The organism is Planococcus sp. 1R117A, from assembly GCF_051417975.1.
Taxonomy (GTDB): Bacteria; Bacillota; Bacilli; order Bacillales_A; family Planococcaceae; genus Planococcus; species Planococcus shenhongbingii.
Map to the genome: position 1 here is coordinate 48671 of NZ_JBPRLO010000004.1, position 17722 is coordinate 66392.

22 protein-coding genes and 1 riboswitch are annotated in these 17722 nt (G+C 43.1%); of the genes, 17 read left to right on the forward strand and 5 right to left on the reverse strand.

Going from position 1 to position 17722, the window contains the following annotated elements; genetic code table 11:
• Window positions 1-52: 52 nt before the first annotated feature.
• The 6 genes from ACSFXN_RS12970 to ACSFXN_RS12995 all read left to right on the forward strand — a co-directional run bounded on the left by ACSFXN_RS12970 (window position 53) and on the right by ACSFXN_RS12995 (window position 6537).
• Window positions 53-1264 carry an MFS transporter gene (locus tag ACSFXN_RS12970; protein ID WP_437150529.1) on the forward strand — a complete coding sequence of 404 codons (1212 nt, stop codon included), beginning with the start codon at window positions 53-55 and terminating at the stop codon, window positions 1262-1264.
• A gap of 22 nt (window positions 1265-1286) precedes the next feature.
• The gene (locus ACSFXN_RS12975; protein ID WP_437150530.1) at window positions 1287-1847 is read left to right on the forward strand and encodes a GNAT family N-acetyltransferase; all 561 of its coding nucleotides are present in this window, start codon (window positions 1287-1289) and stop codon (window positions 1845-1847) included.
• 49 nt (window positions 1848-1896) lie between these two features.
• Complete coding sequence (locus ACSFXN_RS12980) at window positions 1897-3636, forward strand: ABC transporter ATP-binding protein (protein ID WP_437150531.1); 1740 nt, start codon at window positions 1897-1899, stop codon at window positions 3634-3636.
• A 62-nt stretch (window positions 3637-3698) separates the two neighbouring features.
• Window positions 3699-4463 (forward strand): MerR family transcriptional regulator, encoded by a 765-nt coding sequence (locus tag ACSFXN_RS12985; protein WP_437150532.1) that lies wholly within the window; start codon window positions 3699-3701, stop codon window positions 4461-4463.
• Between the two features lie 204 nt (window positions 4464-4667).
• Complete coding sequence (locus ACSFXN_RS12990) at window positions 4668-5510, forward strand: endonuclease/exonuclease/phosphatase family protein (RefSeq protein WP_437150533.1); 843 nt, start codon at window positions 4668-4670, stop codon at window positions 5508-5510.
• A gap of 178 nt (window positions 5511-5688) precedes the next feature.
• A complete protein-coding gene (locus ACSFXN_RS12995; RefSeq protein ID WP_437150534.1) occupies window positions 5689-6537 on the forward strand; it encodes an endonuclease/exonuclease/phosphatase family protein in 849 nt (282 codons plus the stop codon).
• 138 nt (window positions 6538-6675) lie between these two features.
• On the opposite strand, the gene queF is transcribed toward ACSFXN_RS12995, so the two are convergent.
• Window positions 6676-7170: a preQ(1) synthase gene (queF, locus tag ACSFXN_RS13000; RefSeq protein WP_300991032.1), complete on the reverse strand. Its 495-nt coding sequence runs from the start codon at window positions 7168-7170 to the stop codon at window positions 6676-6678.
• 97 nt (window positions 7171-7267) lie between these two features.
• Window positions 7268-7315: riboswitch (PreQ1 riboswitch) on the reverse strand.
• 113 nt (window positions 7316-7428) lie between these two features.
• Between queF and ACSFXN_RS13005 the strand changes: the two genes are divergently transcribed.
• The 4 genes from ACSFXN_RS13005 to ACSFXN_RS13020 all read left to right on the forward strand — a co-directional run bounded on the left by ACSFXN_RS13005 (window position 7429) and on the right by ACSFXN_RS13020 (window position 9438).
• A complete protein-coding gene (locus ACSFXN_RS13005; protein ID WP_437150535.1) occupies window positions 7429-7701 on the forward strand; it encodes a hypothetical protein in 273 nt (90 codons plus the stop codon).
• A 274-nt stretch (window positions 7702-7975) separates the two neighbouring features.
• Window positions 7976-8509 (forward strand): TraR/DksA C4-type zinc finger protein, encoded by a 534-nt coding sequence (locus tag ACSFXN_RS13010; protein ID WP_437150536.1) that lies wholly within the window; start codon window positions 7976-7978, stop codon window positions 8507-8509.
• Between the two features lie 111 nt (window positions 8510-8620).
• Window positions 8621-8968, forward strand: a complete 348-nt coding sequence (locus ACSFXN_RS13015) for a DUF4440 domain-containing protein (RefSeq protein WP_437150537.1) — start codon at window positions 8621-8623, stop codon at window positions 8966-8968.
• Window positions 8969-9036: 68 nt separating this feature from the next.
• Window positions 9037-9438: a thiol-disulfide oxidoreductase DCC family protein gene (locus tag ACSFXN_RS13020; RefSeq protein WP_437150538.1), complete on the forward strand. Its 402-nt coding sequence runs from the start codon at window positions 9037-9039 to the stop codon at window positions 9436-9438.
• A gap of 140 nt (window positions 9439-9578) precedes the next feature.
• Here the strand turns inward: ACSFXN_RS13020 and ACSFXN_RS13025 are convergent, their stop codons facing one another.
• On the reverse strand, window positions 9579-10790 hold the full coding sequence (locus tag ACSFXN_RS13025) for a DUF3238 domain-containing protein (RefSeq protein WP_437150539.1): 1212 nt from the start codon (window positions 10788-10790) through the stop codon (window positions 9579-9581).
• A 160-nt stretch (window positions 10791-10950) separates the two neighbouring features.
• Here ACSFXN_RS13025 and ACSFXN_RS13030 point away from each other — a divergent pair, with 160 nt between their 5' ends.
• Both ACSFXN_RS13030 and ACSFXN_RS13035 read left to right on the forward strand, forming a co-directional pair.
• Window positions 10951-11160, forward strand: coding sequence for a hypothetical protein (locus ACSFXN_RS13030; RefSeq protein ID WP_437150540.1), 210 nt, complete (start codon window positions 10951-10953; stop codon window positions 11158-11160).
• A gap of 292 nt (window positions 11161-11452) precedes the next feature.
• Window positions 11453-12325: an STAS domain-containing protein gene (locus tag ACSFXN_RS13035; protein WP_437150541.1), complete on the forward strand. Its 873-nt coding sequence runs from the start codon at window positions 11453-11455 to the stop codon at window positions 12323-12325.
• A 17-nt stretch (window positions 12326-12342) separates the two neighbouring features.
• Here ACSFXN_RS13035 and ACSFXN_RS13040 read toward each other — a convergent pair whose 3' ends face one another.
• Complete coding sequence (locus tag ACSFXN_RS13040) at window positions 12343-12843, reverse strand: metallophosphoesterase family protein (RefSeq protein ID WP_437150542.1); 501 nt, start codon at window positions 12841-12843, stop codon at window positions 12343-12345.
• 342 nt (window positions 12844-13185) lie between these two features.
• Between ACSFXN_RS13040 and ACSFXN_RS13045 the strand changes: the two genes are divergently transcribed.
• Both ACSFXN_RS13045 and ACSFXN_RS13050 read left to right on the forward strand, forming a co-directional pair.
• Window positions 13186-13716 (forward strand): dihydrofolate reductase family protein, encoded by a 531-nt coding sequence (locus ACSFXN_RS13045; RefSeq protein ID WP_437150543.1) that lies wholly within the window; start codon window positions 13186-13188, stop codon window positions 13714-13716.
• A gap of 14 nt (window positions 13717-13730) precedes the next feature.
• Window positions 13731-14207 (forward strand): SRPBCC family protein, encoded by a 477-nt coding sequence (locus tag ACSFXN_RS13050; RefSeq protein WP_437150544.1) that lies wholly within the window; start codon window positions 13731-13733, stop codon window positions 14205-14207.
• 66 nt (window positions 14208-14273) lie between these two features.
• On the opposite strand, the gene ACSFXN_RS13055 is transcribed toward ACSFXN_RS13050, so the two are convergent.
• Window positions 14274-14645, reverse strand: coding sequence for a PaaI family thioesterase (locus ACSFXN_RS13055; protein WP_437150545.1), 372 nt, complete (start codon window positions 14643-14645; stop codon window positions 14274-14276).
• Between the two features lie 266 nt (window positions 14646-14911).
• On the opposite strand from ACSFXN_RS13055, the gene ACSFXN_RS13060 reads away from it, so the two are divergent.
• The 3 genes from ACSFXN_RS13060 (at window position 14912) to ACSFXN_RS13070 (ending at window position 16482) form a co-directional block, all read left to right on the forward strand.
• A complete protein-coding gene (locus tag ACSFXN_RS13060; protein ID WP_301857204.1) occupies window positions 14912-15535 on the forward strand; it encodes a cell wall hydrolase in 624 nt (207 codons plus the stop codon).
• Window positions 15536-15699: 164 nt separating this feature from the next.
• Complete coding sequence (locus ACSFXN_RS13065; RefSeq protein WP_437150546.1) at window positions 15700-16047, forward strand: ASCH domain-containing protein; 348 nt, start codon at window positions 15700-15702, stop codon at window positions 16045-16047.
• Between the two features lie 3 nt (window positions 16048-16050).
• The gene (locus ACSFXN_RS13070; protein ID WP_437150547.1) at window positions 16051-16482 is read left to right on the forward strand and encodes a DUF2269 family protein; all 432 of its coding nucleotides are present in this window, start codon (window positions 16051-16053) and stop codon (window positions 16480-16482) included.
• Between the two features lie 419 nt (window positions 16483-16901).
• Here the strand turns inward: ACSFXN_RS13070 and ACSFXN_RS13075 are convergent, their stop codons facing one another.
• Window positions 16902-17711, reverse strand: coding sequence for a carbohydrate ABC transporter permease (locus ACSFXN_RS13075; protein WP_300991046.1), 810 nt, complete (start codon window positions 17709-17711; stop codon window positions 16902-16904).
• Window positions 17712-17722: the final 11 nt, after the last annotated feature.

Below are 17722 nucleotides of genomic sequence, written 5' to 3' on the forward strand. Positions count from 1 at the left end.
ACTGCTCTATAATGGAAATATCTGAATATATTATTTCATTGGAGGCAGTTTGATGACGAAAGCAATAAGTTCCCCTTTGGCTGGAAATCCAGTTTACCCAGTAATGTTTGCTATGGGTGCTTGCCACATGTTGAATGATTCTTTGCAAGCGGTCATACCGGCAATGTTCCCGATTCTTGAAACCGACCTTGGACTAACATTTACCCAATTGGGACTGATCGCTTTTGCGCTGAATATTGTGGCTTCTGTCTTGCAGCCGGTCGTAGGGTTTATCAGTGACCGCAAGCCGATGCCTTTTGCGTTGCCGCTTGGCATGACCAGCTCATTTGTAGGAATCGCAGGACTCGCATTTGCTCCTGAATACTGGATGATTCTGGTGTCAGTCATGTTCCTTGGGCTTGGATCTGCCATTTTCCATCCGGAAGGCTCACGCGTTTCTTATATGGCTGCAGGAACAAGGCGCGGGTTGTCGCAGTCAATTTATCAGGTGGGAGGAAACTCCGGCCAAGCGCTTGCTCCGCTGATCAGTGCATTTATATTAGTGCCGCTCGGGCAGCATGGTGCCGCACTTTTTTTATTTGTTGCAGCTATCGGCATATTCATCCTTTCGAAAATTTCAGCATGGTATAAAAGCCAGTTGGCCAAAGAGAAATTGCAAAAAGGCAAAAGAGCCATTTTATCTTCGCTGCCGGAATTGACGAAAAAACAAGTAGGAATAGCGCTGGCTTTATTGATGATTATCATTTTTGCCCGGTCTTTCTATGTGACTAACATGACGAGTTTTTATATTTTCCATTTGATGGAGTCATATGGACTGACCATCCAGACGGGACAGCTTTATATTTTCTTGTTTTTAGCAGTAGGTGCGGCAGGAACATTTTTTGGAGGGCCGATGGCGGATAAAGTCGGACGGAAAAATGTCATTGTCTTGTCGCTCTTTGTACCGATTCCGCTGGCCATTGCTTTGCCTTATGTACCTTTGTTTGCTGTCATTGTGCTGCTTGTGTTGATTGGATTTTTCATCATGCTGAGCTTTTCTGTTACTGTGGTCTATGCGCAGGAGCTGGTGCCGAGTAAAATCGGCACAATGTCCGGCCTGACTGTTGGGCTGGCATTTGGCATGGGAGCCATTGGCGGTGTGGTGATCGGTATTTTAATGGATTCTATCGGTGTTTACGAAACCATGATTGTGGTCTCATTTTTGCCTATTATTGGACTCGTCGGCTTAGGATTGCCAAAGGACCGGAAAATAACTGCTGCTTAAGCTGCTGAAAAGGATGATGGACATGAACAATACAGTGCCGGAGATACCTGATGAAATCAAAACAGAGCGTTTGCTGCTGCGCATGCCAAAACCAGGGGACGGCAAAGCAGTGAACGCCGCTATCCGTTCTTCCATCAAAGAATTGAAGCCTTGGCTGCCGTTTGCACAGCAAGTGCCTTCTATAGAAGAGACTGAAATCGATGTGCTGGAAGCTCATATTAATTTCTTGAAACGGGAAGTCCTGCGTTATGTCATTTTTAACAAAGAAACTGGGGAATTTATCGGTTCCACTGGTTTTCATGCGATTGAATGGAACATTCCAAAAATGGAAATCGGTTATTGGATTGAGACAAGGTGGAGCGGTTTTGGCTACATGGCAGAAGCGGTATCTGCTCTGTCTGAACTGGCACTGGATGATTTTGGCTGCAAGCGCCTGGAAATCAGATGCGACGCAGAAAATGTCAAAAGCCGGACAATTCCTGAAAATCTCGGTTTTGTGCTGGAAGGCGTCCTCCACAACGACGAGTTATCAGTAGATGGCAAAAACCTGACCGATACATGCATTTACGCGAAGTTTAGTTAAGCATTAAAGAAAGCGGGAATTTAATTTTTTTCGAATGGAGCTTTCAATTATGGAAAAACAACAAACAACAATGGGATTGAAAGCATTTGTTTCACTTATTCTGTCGTTGAAGATACCAAAATGGGCGCTGGTTACCGGTTTGGCATCAAGCGTTATTACAACTTTAGTAGGGTTGGCAGTGCCGCTTTTAACAAAGGATTTAGTAGATGGTTTTTCAGTGGATTTAATAAGTCCGTGGCTCATCGGCGGTCTAGCCGCTGCATTTATCTTACAAGCGGTTGTCAATGGAGTATCGATTTACTTACTGAGCATGGTAGGGCAAAAAATAGTAGCCGGGCTGCGGGACCGGATGTGGATTCATTTAATACGCCTGCGTGTCCCATATTTCGACCAGCAAACGAGTGGGGAAACAGTCAGCCGGGTCGTCAATGACACGGGAATTGTCCGCAACTTGATCACAGATCATTTTCCCCAGTTTATCACCGGCATTATTTCCATTATCGGAGCCGTCATTATCTTATTGGTATTGGACTGGAAAATGACAGTGATCATGCTTTTATCCGTGCCAATTACAATTGCCATCATGATTCCCTTGGGTCGCCGAATGGCCAAAATTTCCCGAAATCTGCAGGATGAGACAGCAGCGTTTACTGGGCATGTCCAGCAAACATTAAGCGAAATCCGCTTGATGAAATCTTCAACCGCCGAAGCGATAGAAGAAGACCGAGGCTTGGGCGGCATTCAAAAGCTGTTTAAAATCGGTTTGAGGGAAGCGAAAATCTATGCATTGATTGCCCCATTAATGTATACAGTCGTAATGGCAGTCATTGTCATGATTATTGGATACGGCGGCATTCGTGTAGCAGAAGGGACGATGTCGACGGGTTCTCTGGTAGCATTCCTTTTATACCTATTTCAAATCATCATGCCGATGACTACGTTTGCGTTGTTTTTTACTGAACTCCAAAAAGCAAAAGGTGCAACAGAACGCATCATTGAGATATTGGAGCTGCCGCTTGAAGAAGGCCAGGAAGGTATGGAAATCGATATCGCCAGCAAACCTTTACGTGTTGAAAGCGTGGATTTTGCTTATGAAAAAGGAAATCCGGTTCTTCGTGGAATTTCTTTCGAAGCACAGCCAGGTGAAATGATTGCTTTTGCAGGGCCAAGCGGTGGTGGGAAAACAACCGTGTTTGGCTTGATTGAGCGATTTTATGAGCCGATTGCAGGGACCATCACAATTGGCGGCATTCCAATCAACGAGTTGTCAATGATTTCCTGGCGAAGCCAAATCGGCTATGTGTCCCAGGAAAGTGCCATGATGGGTGGTACAATCCGTGCGAACTTAAGTTACGGCTTGCCGGATGCAGACAGTATCTCGGATGAGGAATTGTGGCATGTCGCCCGTATGGCTTATGCTGAAGAATTTATTAAGGACTTTCCGGAAGGGCTAGACACAGAAGTTGGGGAACGCGGCGTGAAATTATCCGGGGGACAACGCCAGCGGATTGCCATTGCCCGGGCGTTTCTCCGCAATCCGAAAATTCTCATGATGGATGAAGCAACAGCCAGCCTCGACAGCCAGTCAGAGGGAATTGTCCAGCAGGCCTTAAGCCGCTTAATGGTAGGACGCACTACACTGGTTATTGCGCATCGGTTATCGACGATTGTTGATGCTGATAAAATTGTCTTTATTGAAAAAGGCCAAGTTACAGGTATAGGAACACACCTTGAATTAAGCCGTTCCCACGAACTTTACAGCGAATTTGCAGAGCAGCAATTAACTTGAACTTTCAGCTTGACCTTAACGTTGCGTCAAGGTATAGAGTGAAGGTATCAGGAGGTGAGCGCATGGAATACACTGTTCAAAAACTGGGAAGTTTAGCGGGAGTCAGTACGAGAACATTGCGGTATTACGATGAAATAGGAATTCTGAAGCCGGCAAGAAAAAATTCTGCAGGGTACCGCATTTATGGCCGGAACGAAGTGGATAAACTGCAGCAAATCCTCTTTTACCGGGAACTCGGACTCGATTTGGAAAGCATCAAAAAAATTGTCAACGACCCGGCATTTGACGGACCGGGGGCTTTGAGAAAACACTGGCAGCTGCTCCTGCAAAAACGCCGACAGCTGGACCTCCTGATCAATAATGTGGAAAAAACCATTTCCGCAGCAGAAGGGAAGAGTCACATGGCTGACAAGGAAAAGTTCCAAGGTTTTAAGCAGAAATTAGTTGATGACAATGAAAAGCAATACGGTAAAGAAGTCCGTGCGAAATACGGTGATGATGTAGTCGACCGTTCCAATGCCAAAATGCTGAATATGAGCGAATCGCAGTACGAAGAATTCATGCGTTTGGAAAAGGAGCTGATGGAATCGCTTGCTGAAGCTTGCAAAACCGGAGACCCGGCAAGTGAAGTTGCCCAAAAAACAGCAGGTTTGCACAAGCAGTGGCTGACTTTCACCTGGCCGTCGTACAGCAAAGAAGCACATGCAGGACTAGCTCAAATGTACGTAGACGACGAGCGCTTTGCGGCTTATTACAACAAAGTGCATCCGAAAGCCGCTGAATTCTTGCGGGATGCAATTTTAATTTATACTGGAGCCAATTTATAAGCGGTTCTATGAAAGGCGGGTCCGGCCATTTGGCTGAATCCGCCTTTTAATGTAAAAAATTTTATTAACGGCATTTCAACCCCTTTACAAACACTTAACAGAAATTTACATATTAACAATAAAATTTTGCTGTTTGCTTTGCTATAATCAAGGTGACAAAGATAGTGAACGGTAAATTGCTTCATTCAAAAAGGAGAGGGTTGCATGCTTGAAAAAGGAAAAGAACCAGTTATTTCTGTCAAAGTCATGTCATTTAACATCGCTCATGGTTTGGGAATGAATGGAATAGTGGATTTGGAAAAAACGGCTGGTATTATTGAGGACTCTTGCGCCAATATTATTGCATTGCAGGAAGTCGACTGCTATTTTTCTTCCCGCAGTGCTTTTGTTGACCAGGCACGGTGGTTAAGTGAACGGCTTGGGATGCAAGTGGCATTTGGAGCAAATCTGGATTTTGAGCCGATTGCAGCGGGTGAGCCGAGACGCCAATACGGCAACGCGATTTTAAGCAAATACCCGATTAAGTATGCGGAAAATCATCAATTGACCCGAGTGCTGACAGATTTCGGAAAGAATGAACAGCGTGGTGTTTTGGAAGCAGTGATAGAAGTAAAAGGAAATTTAATCACAGTTTACAACACGCATCTTTCTTTAAAAGAGGAAGAATTGAAAATCAGCATTGGCGAATTGATCGGCATCACTGAAAAACGTCATTTCCCCCGTATTGTGATGGGTGACTTTAATGCTCCTCCTAATGATGGACAAATCAGAAGGCTGAATAGGCATTTTGCGGACACCTTTTTAAAAATGAAAAGAGGAGACGCTTATACGTATCCTTCTCCTTACCGAAACGCGGAAACAGGTGAAAACTTCAAACCGGTTACACGCATCGATTATGTCTTTGCAGACCCTGAACTGGATCCGGTGCAGGTAGCAGTAATGGAAACCGATACATCAGACCATTTGCCAATTGTTGCTGACTTCATTGTTTCTACAGCGAAAACTCATGCACAAGAAGCAGCACAAACAGTCCTTCAGAAAGTTTAAGTGCGTTTCCGATTTTCTATTAAAAAAAGTTACCTGATATCTTCAGCTTTTGAATATCTTAAATTTTTATTTGAAATAAGCACATAAATAACAGCATTTTTTGTATTATTTTGCTACAATCAATGCATCCAATAACCCTTGCCAAGGACTCGTTTCATCTTAAAAGGAGATGTTTTTTATGGAGAGAGAAAAACTCCCCCCCACCGTGCCCATAAAAGTGATGTCATTCAACATTGCTCACGGATTAGGTATGAATAATGTCGTCGATTTGGAAAAGACAGCAAGTGTCATTGAACAATCAGAAGCAGAAATTATCGGATTGCAGGAACTCGATCGGCATTTTACTGAACGCAGTGAATTTATCGATCAAGTAGACTGGCTCAGCAGCCGCCTTGGCATGTACGGCGCTTTCGGAGCCAACTTAGATTTAGAGCCAAATGAACCTGAAAGGCCAAGGCGCCAGTACGGCAACGCGGTTTTAAGCAAGCATCCGATCAAGTATGTTGAAAATCACCTCCTGACGAAAGTGGTCTCTCCGATTGCCAACAGTGAACAGCGGGGAATGCTGGAAGTTGTTCTCGAAGTAAAAGGGACATATCTTAGCTTCTTTAACACACATTTATCGTTGAAAGAAGAAGAACTCAAAGTAAGCATTGATGAAATTTTGGAGATTACAGAAAAAAGCCGTTTTCCAAAAATCATTACAGGAGATTTTAATGCGGCACCGGATCACCTGCAAATCAAGAGATTGGAAAACCATTACGACGATGTTTTCTTGAAAATGGATAAAGACAACTCTTATACGTACCCGGCACCTTATACACATGAGGCAGATGGAGTGAAGTTAAAGCCGGTGACACGGATTGACTATATTTTTACGGATCAAAATCTGGAGCCTGCAAAGGCAACCGTAATTGAAACCGCTGTATCGGATCATTTGCCGATTGCAGCAGATCTGGTTCTGTCGAGAACGGCCAATGCGATGAAATCATCAGCACAAGCGGAACAATTAAAGTTGTTTAAATGAAATTTTATTAAGCAATTGAACTTTTACGGAGAATATTTTTCTCCACATCAAAAAACTGTAGATAGACTCAGTAAAATGAGTTTATCTACAGTTTTTTATTTCTCTTCCAACAAATATTGCTGGAGGTATTCTTTACGATTAGCGGTTGGTAATGGTTTCCGGATTCATGTCATGGTTCATCATGCGGTACGAAGCCATTTCTTCGTATTTTGTGCCGGGTTTTCCATAGTTTGTGTAAGGGTCGATCGACAAGCCGCCGCGCGGTGTGAATTTGCCCCATACTTCGATATAACGGGGTTCGAGCAATTTGATTAAATCGTTCATGATGATGTTGACGACGTCTTCATGGAAATCGCCGTGGTTACGGAAACTGAATAAATACAATTTCAGAGATTTGCTTTCCACCAATTTTTTGTCCGGGATAAAGCTGAGATAAATCGTCGCGAAATCAGGCTGTCCTGTCTGTGGGCAAAGTGAAGTAAATTCCGGGCAATTGAATTTTACAAAATAATCGCGTGTATGCAAATTATCGATTGCTTCTAAAATGTCCGGGTCATATTCAAAGTTATACTTCGTATTTTGATTGCCGAGCAGCGACAAATGGTCTAATGTGTCTTCGTTTCTTCCTGCCATAGGTAAAGGCCTCCTTCAAGTATGCGGCTTAAGAGAGGACGTATAAAAAACAGGAAAAGAAAAAGCCGAATCGCATGTGGATTCGGCTAAATTTCGTCAATCCATAGTTTTTTATAGAGGGTATAATGCTATGAACCTCTCCCGTCACCGGGTTATTTATTTTTTACTAACCTCACTTATAGTAAAAGACTTTCCGTTCACTGTCAATTCTCTTCTTTTTCCAAAAAAGTGCCGCAATCAAAGGAGGCGTTGTTACTCATGAAAGAGGAGAAACCAATTCTTCGTGATAAAAGCATGGACAACACATTAGTATTGATGACAGAAAGTTATCGATTCATCCGGAATCGTGCAAGAGAACTGAATTCGGACATTTTCCAAACACGATTGCTTGGCCAGACAACGAATTGCGTGGTTGGAGAAGAAGTGGCTTGTGTGTTTTATGATGAAACAAAGTTTCGGCGGAGAAGAGCCGTTCCAAAAAGGATACAAAAAAAGCTTGATTGGAGAAAAAGCCATACAGACGATGGATGATGAAGGACATAAGCACGGTAAGCAGCTTTTTATGTCGCTTATGACGCCTCGGCAGCTGCAGCTATTTACCTTTACGTCTTTTACATATCAACCTTTTTGGGATGCCCGGTTTAACAGACGACTTGATGAAGCATCGATTAGAGAATTATTTGCTCAGCTTGCTTGATCGTTTTGACGATTATTAATGCGATACAAGTGCGCTGCATTTCATCAGGTTTGATTTCTCTGAAAAAGGAAATATACAGAACAAGCAAGTTTTTAAGGAGGAACCCGGATGACAGAGGAACAATTGAAGCAATTGAAAGACCAATTGATTGAACAAAAGAATTCTCTTGAAGGACGTATTGAGCATACGGAAGAGTTTGATACAACTGAACTGTCTAATTATGATAATCACCCAGCTGATAATGCAACAGACTTATTTGATCAGGAACGCGGTCTCGCGCTAAACCAATTTAAAGAAGATGAATTAAATGATGCCAATGCTGCTCTTGAGGCAATTGAGAACGGGACTTACGGCAAATGCACAGTGTGCGGCAAAGAAATCCCGTACGAGCGTTTAGAAGTATTGCCGACTGCGTTAACTTGTGTTGACCATGCTCAGCAAGACACTGATATGACGTCACGCCCTCCTGAAGAAGACGTGTTACGAGGATCCACGAGCCAGCCAGTGGAAAAAGAAGACAGCAGGCTTCGGGATTACACAGATACATTTCAGGAAGTCGAAGATTTTGGTTCTTCGGACAGTCCACAGGACCAGCCTGGCAAAGATGAAGATATGGAAGATTTCTACGAAGAAAAAGGTTGATCCTCAACCCTATGCTTTTCCAAGCATGGGGTTTTCTTTGGCTAAAATACGATGGACCTTGGATTGGCAGATGCCTACAGTAAAAGAAATAACAGATAGGGAGAGAAGGTATTGGAGGGATTAGAGAAGGAAATTTTTGAATTGGAATGCAGCCACCTTCAACCGGATGTCCGGGTTTCAAAACAAAAACTTGGAGAAGTGCTCGATGAGGAATTTTTTGAGTTTGGGAGTTCAGGGAAAGTCTGGAGGCGGAGGGATTATGACACAGATCATTCGTTAACCCCGGACTGGTTGGAGATTTCAGAATTTGCTTTACATATTCTGGGACCAGAAGCTGTACTGGCAACGTACCGCATCCAAAATCAAACAAGCGGAAAAGCATCCATTCGCAGTTCCATTTGGAAAAATCGGGGAAGTGGCTGGAAGCTGTTTTTTCATCAAGGAACGCTTTCAGAATGAAAGTGTTTATGCTGAAGAAAAAGAGGATATGGAATAACTAGTACTTTTTAAAGTGAAGGAGGATTCAGATGGAACATGCGGTTGTATTATTTGACGGCGATTGTAATTTCTGTGATAGCAGTGTCCAGTTCATCATAAACCATGATCCTGCAGGATATTATCAATTTGCTTCACTGCAAAGCGATATTGGACGGGAGCTTAGACGAAAGCATCAAGTGCCGGAGGACGTAGACAGCCTGGTATTGATACAAGACGGCAAAGCCTATGTTAAATCCGAAGGGGCATTGATGATTTCCCGCCACTTGACTGGGTTATGGAAACTGGCGTTTTATCTAAAATCATTTCCTCGTCCATTGCGCGATGGCGCTTATGATGTGGTCGCAAAAAATCGCTACAAGGTATTCGGGAAACTCAATAGCTGTATGCTGCCGCCTCCGCATATCCGAAAAAGATTTCTTGATAAACAGTAAAAGCTCTGATGCGCCTAGGCGTATCAGAGCTTTTTGTGCGTTGTGCTGCTTCCGCTGTTCATTGTCCAGTTGCAGAGCCTCACCCCTCGTCGGCAATTCTTACAGCGCTTGTCAAAGCTAAACGGCCGCTTTCGCTTTTCCTATTCAAAATTGGAAATCCGCCAGTATTGGCTCGCAATCGAACGGGACATCCACGCTAATCCTTTGCTTTCCGCTTCGTGAATTTGAAGCCATTCATCCATTTTGTCGTTTTTCAAGTAAACTTCATGATTGGGTGCTTGGTCATGCAGCCCTACGATATCGTAATGGCCATCCCGATAAAATGTTGCAGATACGTCATAGTCAATATTGGGGGAAGTTGTTAAGGGATTGCCGACACTATGTTTCAGGATAACCTTAACGTTTCGTTCGTCTTCTTTCACTTTTTCCAGCTGAATGCCTTCAGAAGAAGCCACATCTGCTTTCCGGAATTTTTTCCGCCAATCGTAGGCAACGCTCATGCCCACGTCCTTTTGAAGTTCTAAGACAGAATCCTCTTTTCCGAGTTGCAGTGAAAAATTTACTTGCGTACGGTAATGAGAGGAATCAGGAGTGAACGTTCGGTTATCTCCAGCAAAATAGCGGTTGAGCGACAACAGGTTCGGGTTGGCTAGAAACTTATCAGTCAGGAAAGTGGTATAGCGGAAATCCCAGACTCTATTAAACTCCGATACGTTAACGTGTGGAGAATCAGCTAGCAATCGCTCCAGAGGAGCAATCTTTTTAGTGATCCAGAATTCTTCCATGGAAGCTGCTTCTTGCGATGACTTAATATTAAAAAACCCAAAAAGATGGGCAGCTACCGACTTCTCTTCACTGAAACCCGTTTCAGACTTTTCCAGCGGACGCTTTGCCCGAATCCAATATGAATATTCCTGGTCCATTTCTACAGCGCGATCAGTAAACTGGGTTTTTGTGATTGTGTCCAAAAATTCGCCGTCCCGGTAAATTTCATACTCATCAATACCATCGATGGCTCCCCATGCCAAAATGATTTTTGAATCCGAAACAATTGTCGTAAAGGCAATTTGCTGAAGATAATTGATGCTGTCTTCCGTATGGTCTTCTGTGCTGGTTTGCATTTTGATCCGCTCTTTTACTTTTCCCTCTTCGTCAAGGCGCTCGACTGTATAGGTATACAGCTCACCACTTTGCAGGTTTTCATCTTTTAAGCTGTTTTCTATGCCAGTATAGATGGCATCCGCATCTCTTTTTACTACACAAGTATCTCCTATATTGGACCATTTAAAGTAAATCATTGTATCTGTCTGCTGCAACAAATCAATTTCCAGGCGTTTCTCCAACGCAGCCATTGAATCATCTCCTTACAAGGGTATGTTAAGCTATACCCGGTTCTTAAAATTCCTGAACCCTTCTTTCTAATTCACGATATATTTGTTACATAATTAAAATAATAGATTAAAAAATTAAATGTATAATATAGGAAAAGAATGAAAGCAGGAGGCGTTTTCTATGGCTCATCCCGCCCGCATAATTGCCGAGTTTGAAAAAGCAATGCCGCAGATACCTATCCGCCAATGGATTTACGGATTATTCAATACCACTTGCAGCCATATAGCTGCCAATCAGAAAGGCATATTAGTCGCTACTGATGCCAGGTGCTCTTTTTTACTGGCAAAATGGAGGACTCTTCGGAGTGGTCAGTTGATTACAGTGAAATAGAATCCATATCAACCGGTATAGCAGGGCATACAAAACTGAGCTGCCTTTTGCTTAATGGCTGTTATGCGGGGATGGCTTATATTTCAAGAGGAAACATTAAGGAGTTCATGGATTTTCTTCAATTGAATGGCCTTAACAAAATTGACAGCCCGTTAAATTGAATGAATGCTGGTCCTTATCGAGGGCCGGCTTTTGCTGTTGATAGATTTGCAATGCTGCATCACAAATAGTACGTTAAAGAAAGAATATGGATCACGGTTTAAAGAGAAAAACGACAACGGGAGGTTGGGGAATGGCTTTTGCGGAAACTAAAAAAGCAGGCAGCTTTAAAAGTTTTGATGATGCGGCGGAGCAAATTTTAAAACTGCTCAGTCAACAGCTAGAAATCAATACCTTATTTATTGCGAAAAATGATGGGCAGACCAATGAAATTATTAAGGCTTTGAATGCAGGTGATGAACTGGTCGTACAAGGCAGCTTATCTCCTCTGGAACAGACTTTTTGCAATTTAAGCATTGGTTTTGGAAAAGAGCCTTTGGTTATCAAAGATATTTCCAGCAACGTACGTGCCAATAAATTAGAGATTGCACCCCGTTTTGGAAGTGGTTCATTTATCGGCATACCGATTTTGTACGAAAGCGGCGAAGTCTACGGCACCATTTGCGGTCTTGACCAAGTGCCTTTTGAGTTTACGGAAGAGCATGAACAAGCGTTTGCTACCATGTCATCTTTGCTGACGTATGTTTTGGAACTTGCAAAAGCGAACGAACAAATTCAATCCCTTTCATCCCCATTGGTTCCAGTTACTCAAGGAGTCGCTATTTTGCCGGTCATTGGAGAAGTGACAGCAGAGCGTGCCCAAACCATCATCGATCATGTTTTACAAAAATGCGGGGAAAATGCACTGGATTATTTGGTCATCGATGTTTCCGGTGTTTCCCAAATCAACGCTGTCGTCGGAGAGTACTTGCTAAAGCTGGTCAATATTTTAAAAATTATTGGCGTAATCCCAGTGATTACCGGCATCCAACCTTTCATGGCTTTAAAAGTGCCGCATTTTGCCACAGCTTTAAAAGGCATTATGATGGAAGCAAATCTTGAAATGGCTTTGAAGCAACTCGGATTTGTATTGATAAAAGAATGTGATAAAAAAACGAGCCGATGAGAAAACCGGCTCATTTTTTATTCTTCTTTATCAAAAAAGACGTGTTTGAGCTCCCAGGTCTCATCAATTTCGAGCAAGCCGAATGAGTATTGCGGCTGCGTACGCTTGTCAGTGGGAGAACCTGGATTAAACAATGTAATGCCATCTACTTCACGCATCACTGGAACATGGGAATGGCCAAAAACGATGATATCAACTTGTTCGTTTGAAAAAGCTTCAAAAGCGCGCTGTTCGGTCGTTTTCCGAATGCCGTCCCCATGGATGACTCCGACTTTCACATCTCCGAAAGTAAAAATTTTTCTTTTGCCAAACCGGTCTGCTATTTCCCATGGATCCACATTGCCTGTGACTCCGTCTGTTTCCGTGTAAGCGGCCAATTCGTGGTAGACATCCAGCGTCTGCCAGTCTCCAGCATGGATGATAAAATCTGCAGTTTGGCATTCATCTGCCAAACGCTGGGGAATCTTTTTGGCGCGGGCCGGGATATGGGTATCAGAAACAATAACGATTTTTTGCATGTAAACGCCTCCCATTCTTCGACTTTCCTTCACTTTAACAAAAAATTCTGATTGCGTCTCATTCTGGATAAAAGTAAGTGGTTGTCGAAATGATTAACAGAGTGAAAAAGCGGGGAAAATAAAGAGAAACTGCAATCAGTGGGGTTCTTCTACCCCGCTGATTGCTAGTTGATCCAATCGGACTTTTACGGACAGTTGATCTCCCGCTTGAAGAGCGGGGATCTTACTGCCCGTTAAAGCGGGATAAAGAGAAACTGCAATCAGTGGGGTTCTTCTACCCCGCTGATCCTTAAGCAGAAATAAATGAAAAAGCTTTCGATGCCAAAAAAGAGGAGGGATACAATGGTTCAGGAACGGAAAGTCACGTGTTATATAGCTATCAGTTTAGACGGCTATATCGCTACAAAAGATGACTCGCTGGATTGGCTCTTCAAAGTGGAAATGGAAGGAGATGCCGGTTATGCGGAATTCATAGAGACAATTGATACGGTTGTCATGGGACGCCGCACATATGATTGGATAGTAGAAATGGAAAAAGGAAAAGTTCCATATCCAGATAAAAAATGTTATGTATTTTCAAATTCGAAAAGTGGACAGGCTGAGAATGTTATTTTTACCAATGAAGATGTAAAATCCTTTGTAGAAAGAGAAAAGAGTCTACCGGGCAAAGATATTTGGGTGGTCGGAGGAGGAAATCTTCTCCATAGTTTTCTGAAGGAAAAACTGATTGATGAATTTCTGATTTCCATTGCTCCTATAATGATCGGCCAAGGCATTCCACTTTTTCAAGAACTTGATTTTGAGACAGAATTCACATTAAAAAGCGCCCAGCAATCAGGACAGTTTACGCAAATGCATCTAGTCCGCAAGTGAAAGGGGAAATGATGATGATTAGCTTAAACCAAGAACCGGTTGTTAAGACGGAAATGAACATTAGAAAACCTGTTGAAGAAGTATTTGCGGCATTTGTCGACCCTGAAATCACGACGAAATTCTGGTTTACTAAAAGCAGCGGGAAGTTGGAGTTCGGCAAGCACGTCAGATGGGAATGGGAGATGTATGGTGCTTCTACCAATGTCTATGTGAAACAAATAGAGGAAAACAAAAGCATCCTGATAGAATGGGAAGAACCTTACGGCTATTCTACTGTGCACTGGACGTTTACTCCACGTACAGCGCAGGAAACTATCGTAGAGATTACGAACTCGGGCTTTAAAGGCGATGGTGATGATATGGTTGGTCAAGCCATCGACTCTATGGGAGGATTTACGATCGTGTTATGCGGATTAAAGGCTTATCTAGAACATGGCATTGTTTTAAATCTTATTGCAGATAAAGCGCCGGATGCCCATATTAAACAATAATTGCAATCAAATAGAAGAAGCCACAAGAGAGGGACCATTAATAGGTCCTTTTTCTTTTGGCTTTGCTTAGCGGCTGAAGAGAATGGCTCTTGCTTTAGCGATTACTTGATCTTCATCGTCGTGAATAATGCAGTCAGCATGCGTCAGATGGCGCCCTTCTTTTACGGCAAAAGCCCGAGCCGTTAAAAACTCAGATTTGGCTCCTTTTAAAAAAGTGACATTCAATTCGACCGTCACCACTTTTTGCCTGCCGTTTTCATCAGGGGCTACCGTATTGCAAAGTGCTATATCTGCCAATGTGGAAATAATGCCGCCATGAATCACCCCTACACTATTAACGAATAACGGCTTAATGGGTAAGGTCACTTTAACGCTATTTTCGGCTATCCGTTCATACTTGATTTCTAGAAATTCATCAAAAGGCTGTTGGATGAACAAAGTATTTCCCCCTCGAAACATTGTCATGGTTATTTTATTCGCTTTAATGAGGCTTGAACCCTTTTTCCTTGCAGGATCTAAGCATATTTTCTCATATTTTTTGCTTATAGAGTAGAATTTTATTCCATAAAAAAGTTACATACGACTTTTGAACTTTTATTAAATGGAAATTAAGTAGGTCTGTTGGATTTAATGTACACTATACTAAACCTATACTAAGGGAAGGGATTGTTTTAACAATTCCGCTGATAGAAGGGAGAGAAAGCATGAAAAGCATCAAAACATTAGCATTCGGATTGTTTGTTGTACTATTCTTAAGTTTTTCTCAAACAGAGGCTGAAGCACATTCACCTGATCTTCATGAAGGCTCTACTGGACAAGGAGTTACAGAACTGCAGTCAACATTGCAGAAACTCGGCTATTTACAAGTCAATCCAACAGGCTATTATGGTTCTTTGACAAAAACTGCAGTGAGCCAGTTCCAGCGCGATTTCAATGTTCCATCTACAGGGTATACGGGTTCATTGACACGCAGCAAGCTTGATCAAGTTAAAATGATGGCACGTGTAGTGCACGGAGAAGCAAGAGGCGAAAGCTACAAAGGCCAAGTAGGGGTAGCGGCAGTCATTTTGAATCGTATGGATTCGAACCAATTTCCTAACAGTGCATACAACGTCATTTTCCAGCGCAATGCTTTTACAGCAGTCAATGATGGACAGTACTGGCTTGCACCTAACGCTTCCGCTTACCAGGCGGTCCGTGATGCTTACTTAGGGTGGGATCCTTCTGGAGGAGCCACGTATTACTACAATCCAGCGGGCGTCAGCGATAAGTGGATTTACTCGCGTACAGTCATTACAAAAATCGGTAAACATTATTTTGCGAAATAGAGAAAAGAGTCTTGGGATTTTCCAAGACTCTTTTTTATAGCTGGTATAATTGTGGAATAGGTGGAAATTAGCGTCAAAAGATGCAATTGCCTTTGGAAGAAAGAGTATGCTGTTTCACTGCATTGTATATAATGAAGAAGGAATCACAGAAAGGCGGAATGAAAATGGCTGAATTACACAACAATGAATTACCACCAAAAACATGCAGCGTCGAAAAATTGGTGACAAACAAAAAGGATGTAGCGAAAGTGCTGTCCGGACAAAAAACGGCAACTCGGCGAAATGGACGCTATGCAGATGTTGGCGAAATAATGGTGCTGGAAGACAGAGAATTTAAAGTGGAAAATGTCTATCTGCAAACTCTTGGCGATTTAACCGATGAATTCGCCCGGCAAGAAGGGTATGACAGTGTTCAAGAATATAAGCAATCGATTCTAAAGTTTCATCCAGGTATGCCTTGGCTCCCGCATATGACCGTTTGGGTTCATGAATTTACTCCGATATTGAGGTAAGTTATGTACACGTTGATTTTATTCCTTCATATCATGAGCGCCGTTTTATCCATAGGCCCTTTTTTTGTCCTGGTGCCCTTAGTCAAACAGATGAGGGATGTTCCGGATGCAGTGCTGCAATCACAAATCTCGACATTTCGTTCAGCTACCCGGCTCGTTAAACATGCGGGACATGTGCTGGTGACGACTGGTGTGTTATTGATATGGCAAAGTTACTGGCAATGGACGACACCGTGGATCGTGATGACACTTGTAATCATGTTTGGGTCGATTTTTTTCCTGGCGCGTGCCTTTAAGCCCATCTTGCAAAAGTTTGATGAACCGCATGCAGACCGGGCTGCTTTAATTAATAAATTAAACCGATCCGTCTGGCTGTATATTGGCTTGCTGGTGGCCATGCTTTGGTTGATGGTAGTTAAACCTGAGCTGTGGTAATAAGGAAAATGAAAAAGTTAAACTTGTATTAGCTATCATCCCTTAACTGATATTCCGCCAAACAGCTGCGCTTGCCGCGGGCGAGCGCCAAGCCGCTTCGTCGCTTACGCTCCTGTTTCTGCATCGCTGCGCTAGCTTCGAAACATGAAAGGGCGTTGCAGGGTCTCGGCTGTCTCGCTATCCCGCAGGCAAGACATTAGCCGAAGCTTGCGAGGCTAAGTCTTTGCGACGAAGTGCGCAGCACTGCAGGAGCAGTACGGTTTTCTCCGCCGTTTGGCTCCATATCTAAAAAGCAGGAAGCAACAGAAGAGAACTTGCTCAAACAGTCACACTTTTAAAGAGGCGCTAAAGGTTGTCGAGAGTTTCTCGACAGCCTGAAAAAAGCTGATGTCCTGAGACATCAGCTTTTTTCTATACTATTAACCTTTCACAGCACCAGCTGTCATGCCGGCAACGAAGAAACGCTGCAGGAAGACGTACGCGATTACCATTGGAGCAGAAGCGATAATGACGCCTGTGAAGAGCATTGGATAGTTTGTGGAATATTGGCCTTGGAACTCGAGTAAAGCGAGCGGCAAGGTCTTGTACGCGTTGTCTGTGATGAATAGCAATGGATACAGCAAATCGTTCCAATGCATCACAAACAGGAAAATGGCAGTTGCCGAGAGGGAAGGCAACGACAAAGGTATGGCTACTCTCGTGAACATCTGCCAGTTTCCAGCACCATCAATTGTTGAAGCTTCAAACAATTCCTTCGGCAATGTTTTCATAAAGCCGGTCAAAATAAATACGGCAATCGGCAATGTGGTGGAGACATTGACGAGAATCAGCCCAACCAAACTATTTGTAAGCCCCAAGTCCAGCATTAATGAGTAAAGCGGCACCATGATCACTTGTGCCGGCACCATCATGCCAAGCGTAAACAATGTAAACAGGATGTTTCCGAGCCAGCTGCTGAGGCGTGTGATGCCAAAAGCAATCATGGAAGCGAACAGCAAAGTGAATGTTACGGAAAACAATGTGACGATTACACTGTTCATAAAATAGCCGGCCATCGTCTGCTCTTGGAAAATAGCTACGTAATTATCGATATTTAGACCATTTGCAGGAAGTCCAAGTGGATTGGCAAAAGTTTCCTGCAAAGTCTTCATTGATGTCAGTACAACCACCAGCAAAGGAATCAAGATAAGCAAAGCATAAACGATTAGAGAAAACCTTCGGAAAAGCACACTGTTTTCCT

What these genes read in the sequence shown, in the direction of transcription:
- ACSFXN_RS13040 (WP_437150542.1), bottom strand. Translation starts at nt 12,843, where the DNA reads ATGCAAAAAATCGTTATTGTTTCTGATACCCATATCCCGGCCCGCGCC.
- ACSFXN_RS12985 (WP_437150532.1), top strand. Translation starts at nt 3,699, where the DNA reads ATGGAATACACTGTTCAAAAACTGGGAAGTTTAGCGGGAGTCAGTACG.
- queF (WP_300991032.1), bottom strand. Translation starts at nt 7,170, where the DNA reads ATGGCAGGAAGAAACGAAGACACATTAGACCATTTGTCGCTGCTCGGC.
- ACSFXN_RS12970 (WP_437150529.1), top strand. Translation starts at nt 53, where the DNA reads ATGACGAAAGCAATAAGTTCCCCTTTGGCTGGAAATCCAGTTTACCCA.
- ACSFXN_RS12990 (WP_437150533.1), top strand. Translation starts at nt 4,668, where the DNA reads ATGCTTGAAAAAGGAAAAGAACCAGTTATTTCTGTCAAAGTCATGTCA.
- ACSFXN_RS12995 (WP_437150534.1), top strand. Translation starts at nt 5,689, where the DNA reads ATGGAGAGAGAAAAACTCCCCCCCACCGTGCCCATAAAAGTGATGTCA.
- ACSFXN_RS12980 (WP_437150531.1), top strand. Translation starts at nt 1,897, where the DNA reads ATGGAAAAACAACAAACAACAATGGGATTGAAAGCATTTGTTTCACTT.
- ACSFXN_RS13005 (WP_437150535.1), top strand. Translation starts at nt 7,429, where the DNA reads ATGAAAGAGGAGAAACCAATTCTTCGTGATAAAAGCATGGACAACACA.
- ACSFXN_RS13020 (WP_437150538.1), top strand. Translation starts at nt 9,037, where the DNA reads ATGGAACATGCGGTTGTATTATTTGACGGCGATTGTAATTTCTGTGAT.
- ACSFXN_RS13070 (WP_437150547.1), top strand. Translation starts at nt 16,051, where the DNA reads ATGTACACGTTGATTTTATTCCTTCATATCATGAGCGCCGTTTTATCC.
- ACSFXN_RS13050 (WP_437150544.1), top strand. Translation starts at nt 13,731, where the DNA reads ATGATTAGCTTAAACCAAGAACCGGTTGTTAAGACGGAAATGAACATT.
- ACSFXN_RS13035 (WP_437150541.1), top strand. Translation starts at nt 11,453, where the DNA reads ATGGCTTTTGCGGAAACTAAAAAAGCAGGCAGCTTTAAAAGTTTTGAT.
- ACSFXN_RS13030 (WP_437150540.1), top strand. Translation starts at nt 10,951, where the DNA reads ATGGCTCATCCCGCCCGCATAATTGCCGAGTTTGAAAAAGCAATGCCG.
- ACSFXN_RS13045 (WP_437150543.1), top strand. Translation starts at nt 13,186, where the DNA reads ATGGTTCAGGAACGGAAAGTCACGTGTTATATAGCTATCAGTTTAGAC.
- ACSFXN_RS13065 (WP_437150546.1), top strand. Translation starts at nt 15,700, where the DNA reads ATGGCTGAATTACACAACAATGAATTACCACCAAAAACATGCAGCGTC.
- ACSFXN_RS12975 (WP_437150530.1), top strand. Translation starts at nt 1,287, where the DNA reads ATGAACAATACAGTGCCGGAGATACCTGATGAAATCAAAACAGAGCGT.
- ACSFXN_RS13060 (WP_301857204.1), top strand. Translation starts at nt 14,912, where the DNA reads ATGAAAAGCATCAAAACATTAGCATTCGGATTGTTTGTTGTACTATTC.
- ACSFXN_RS13025 (WP_437150539.1), bottom strand. Translation starts at nt 10,790, where the DNA reads ATGGCTGCGTTGGAGAAACGCCTGGAAATTGATTTGTTGCAGCAGACA.
- ACSFXN_RS13010 (WP_437150536.1), top strand. Translation starts at nt 7,976, where the DNA reads ATGACAGAGGAACAATTGAAGCAATTGAAAGACCAATTGATTGAACAA.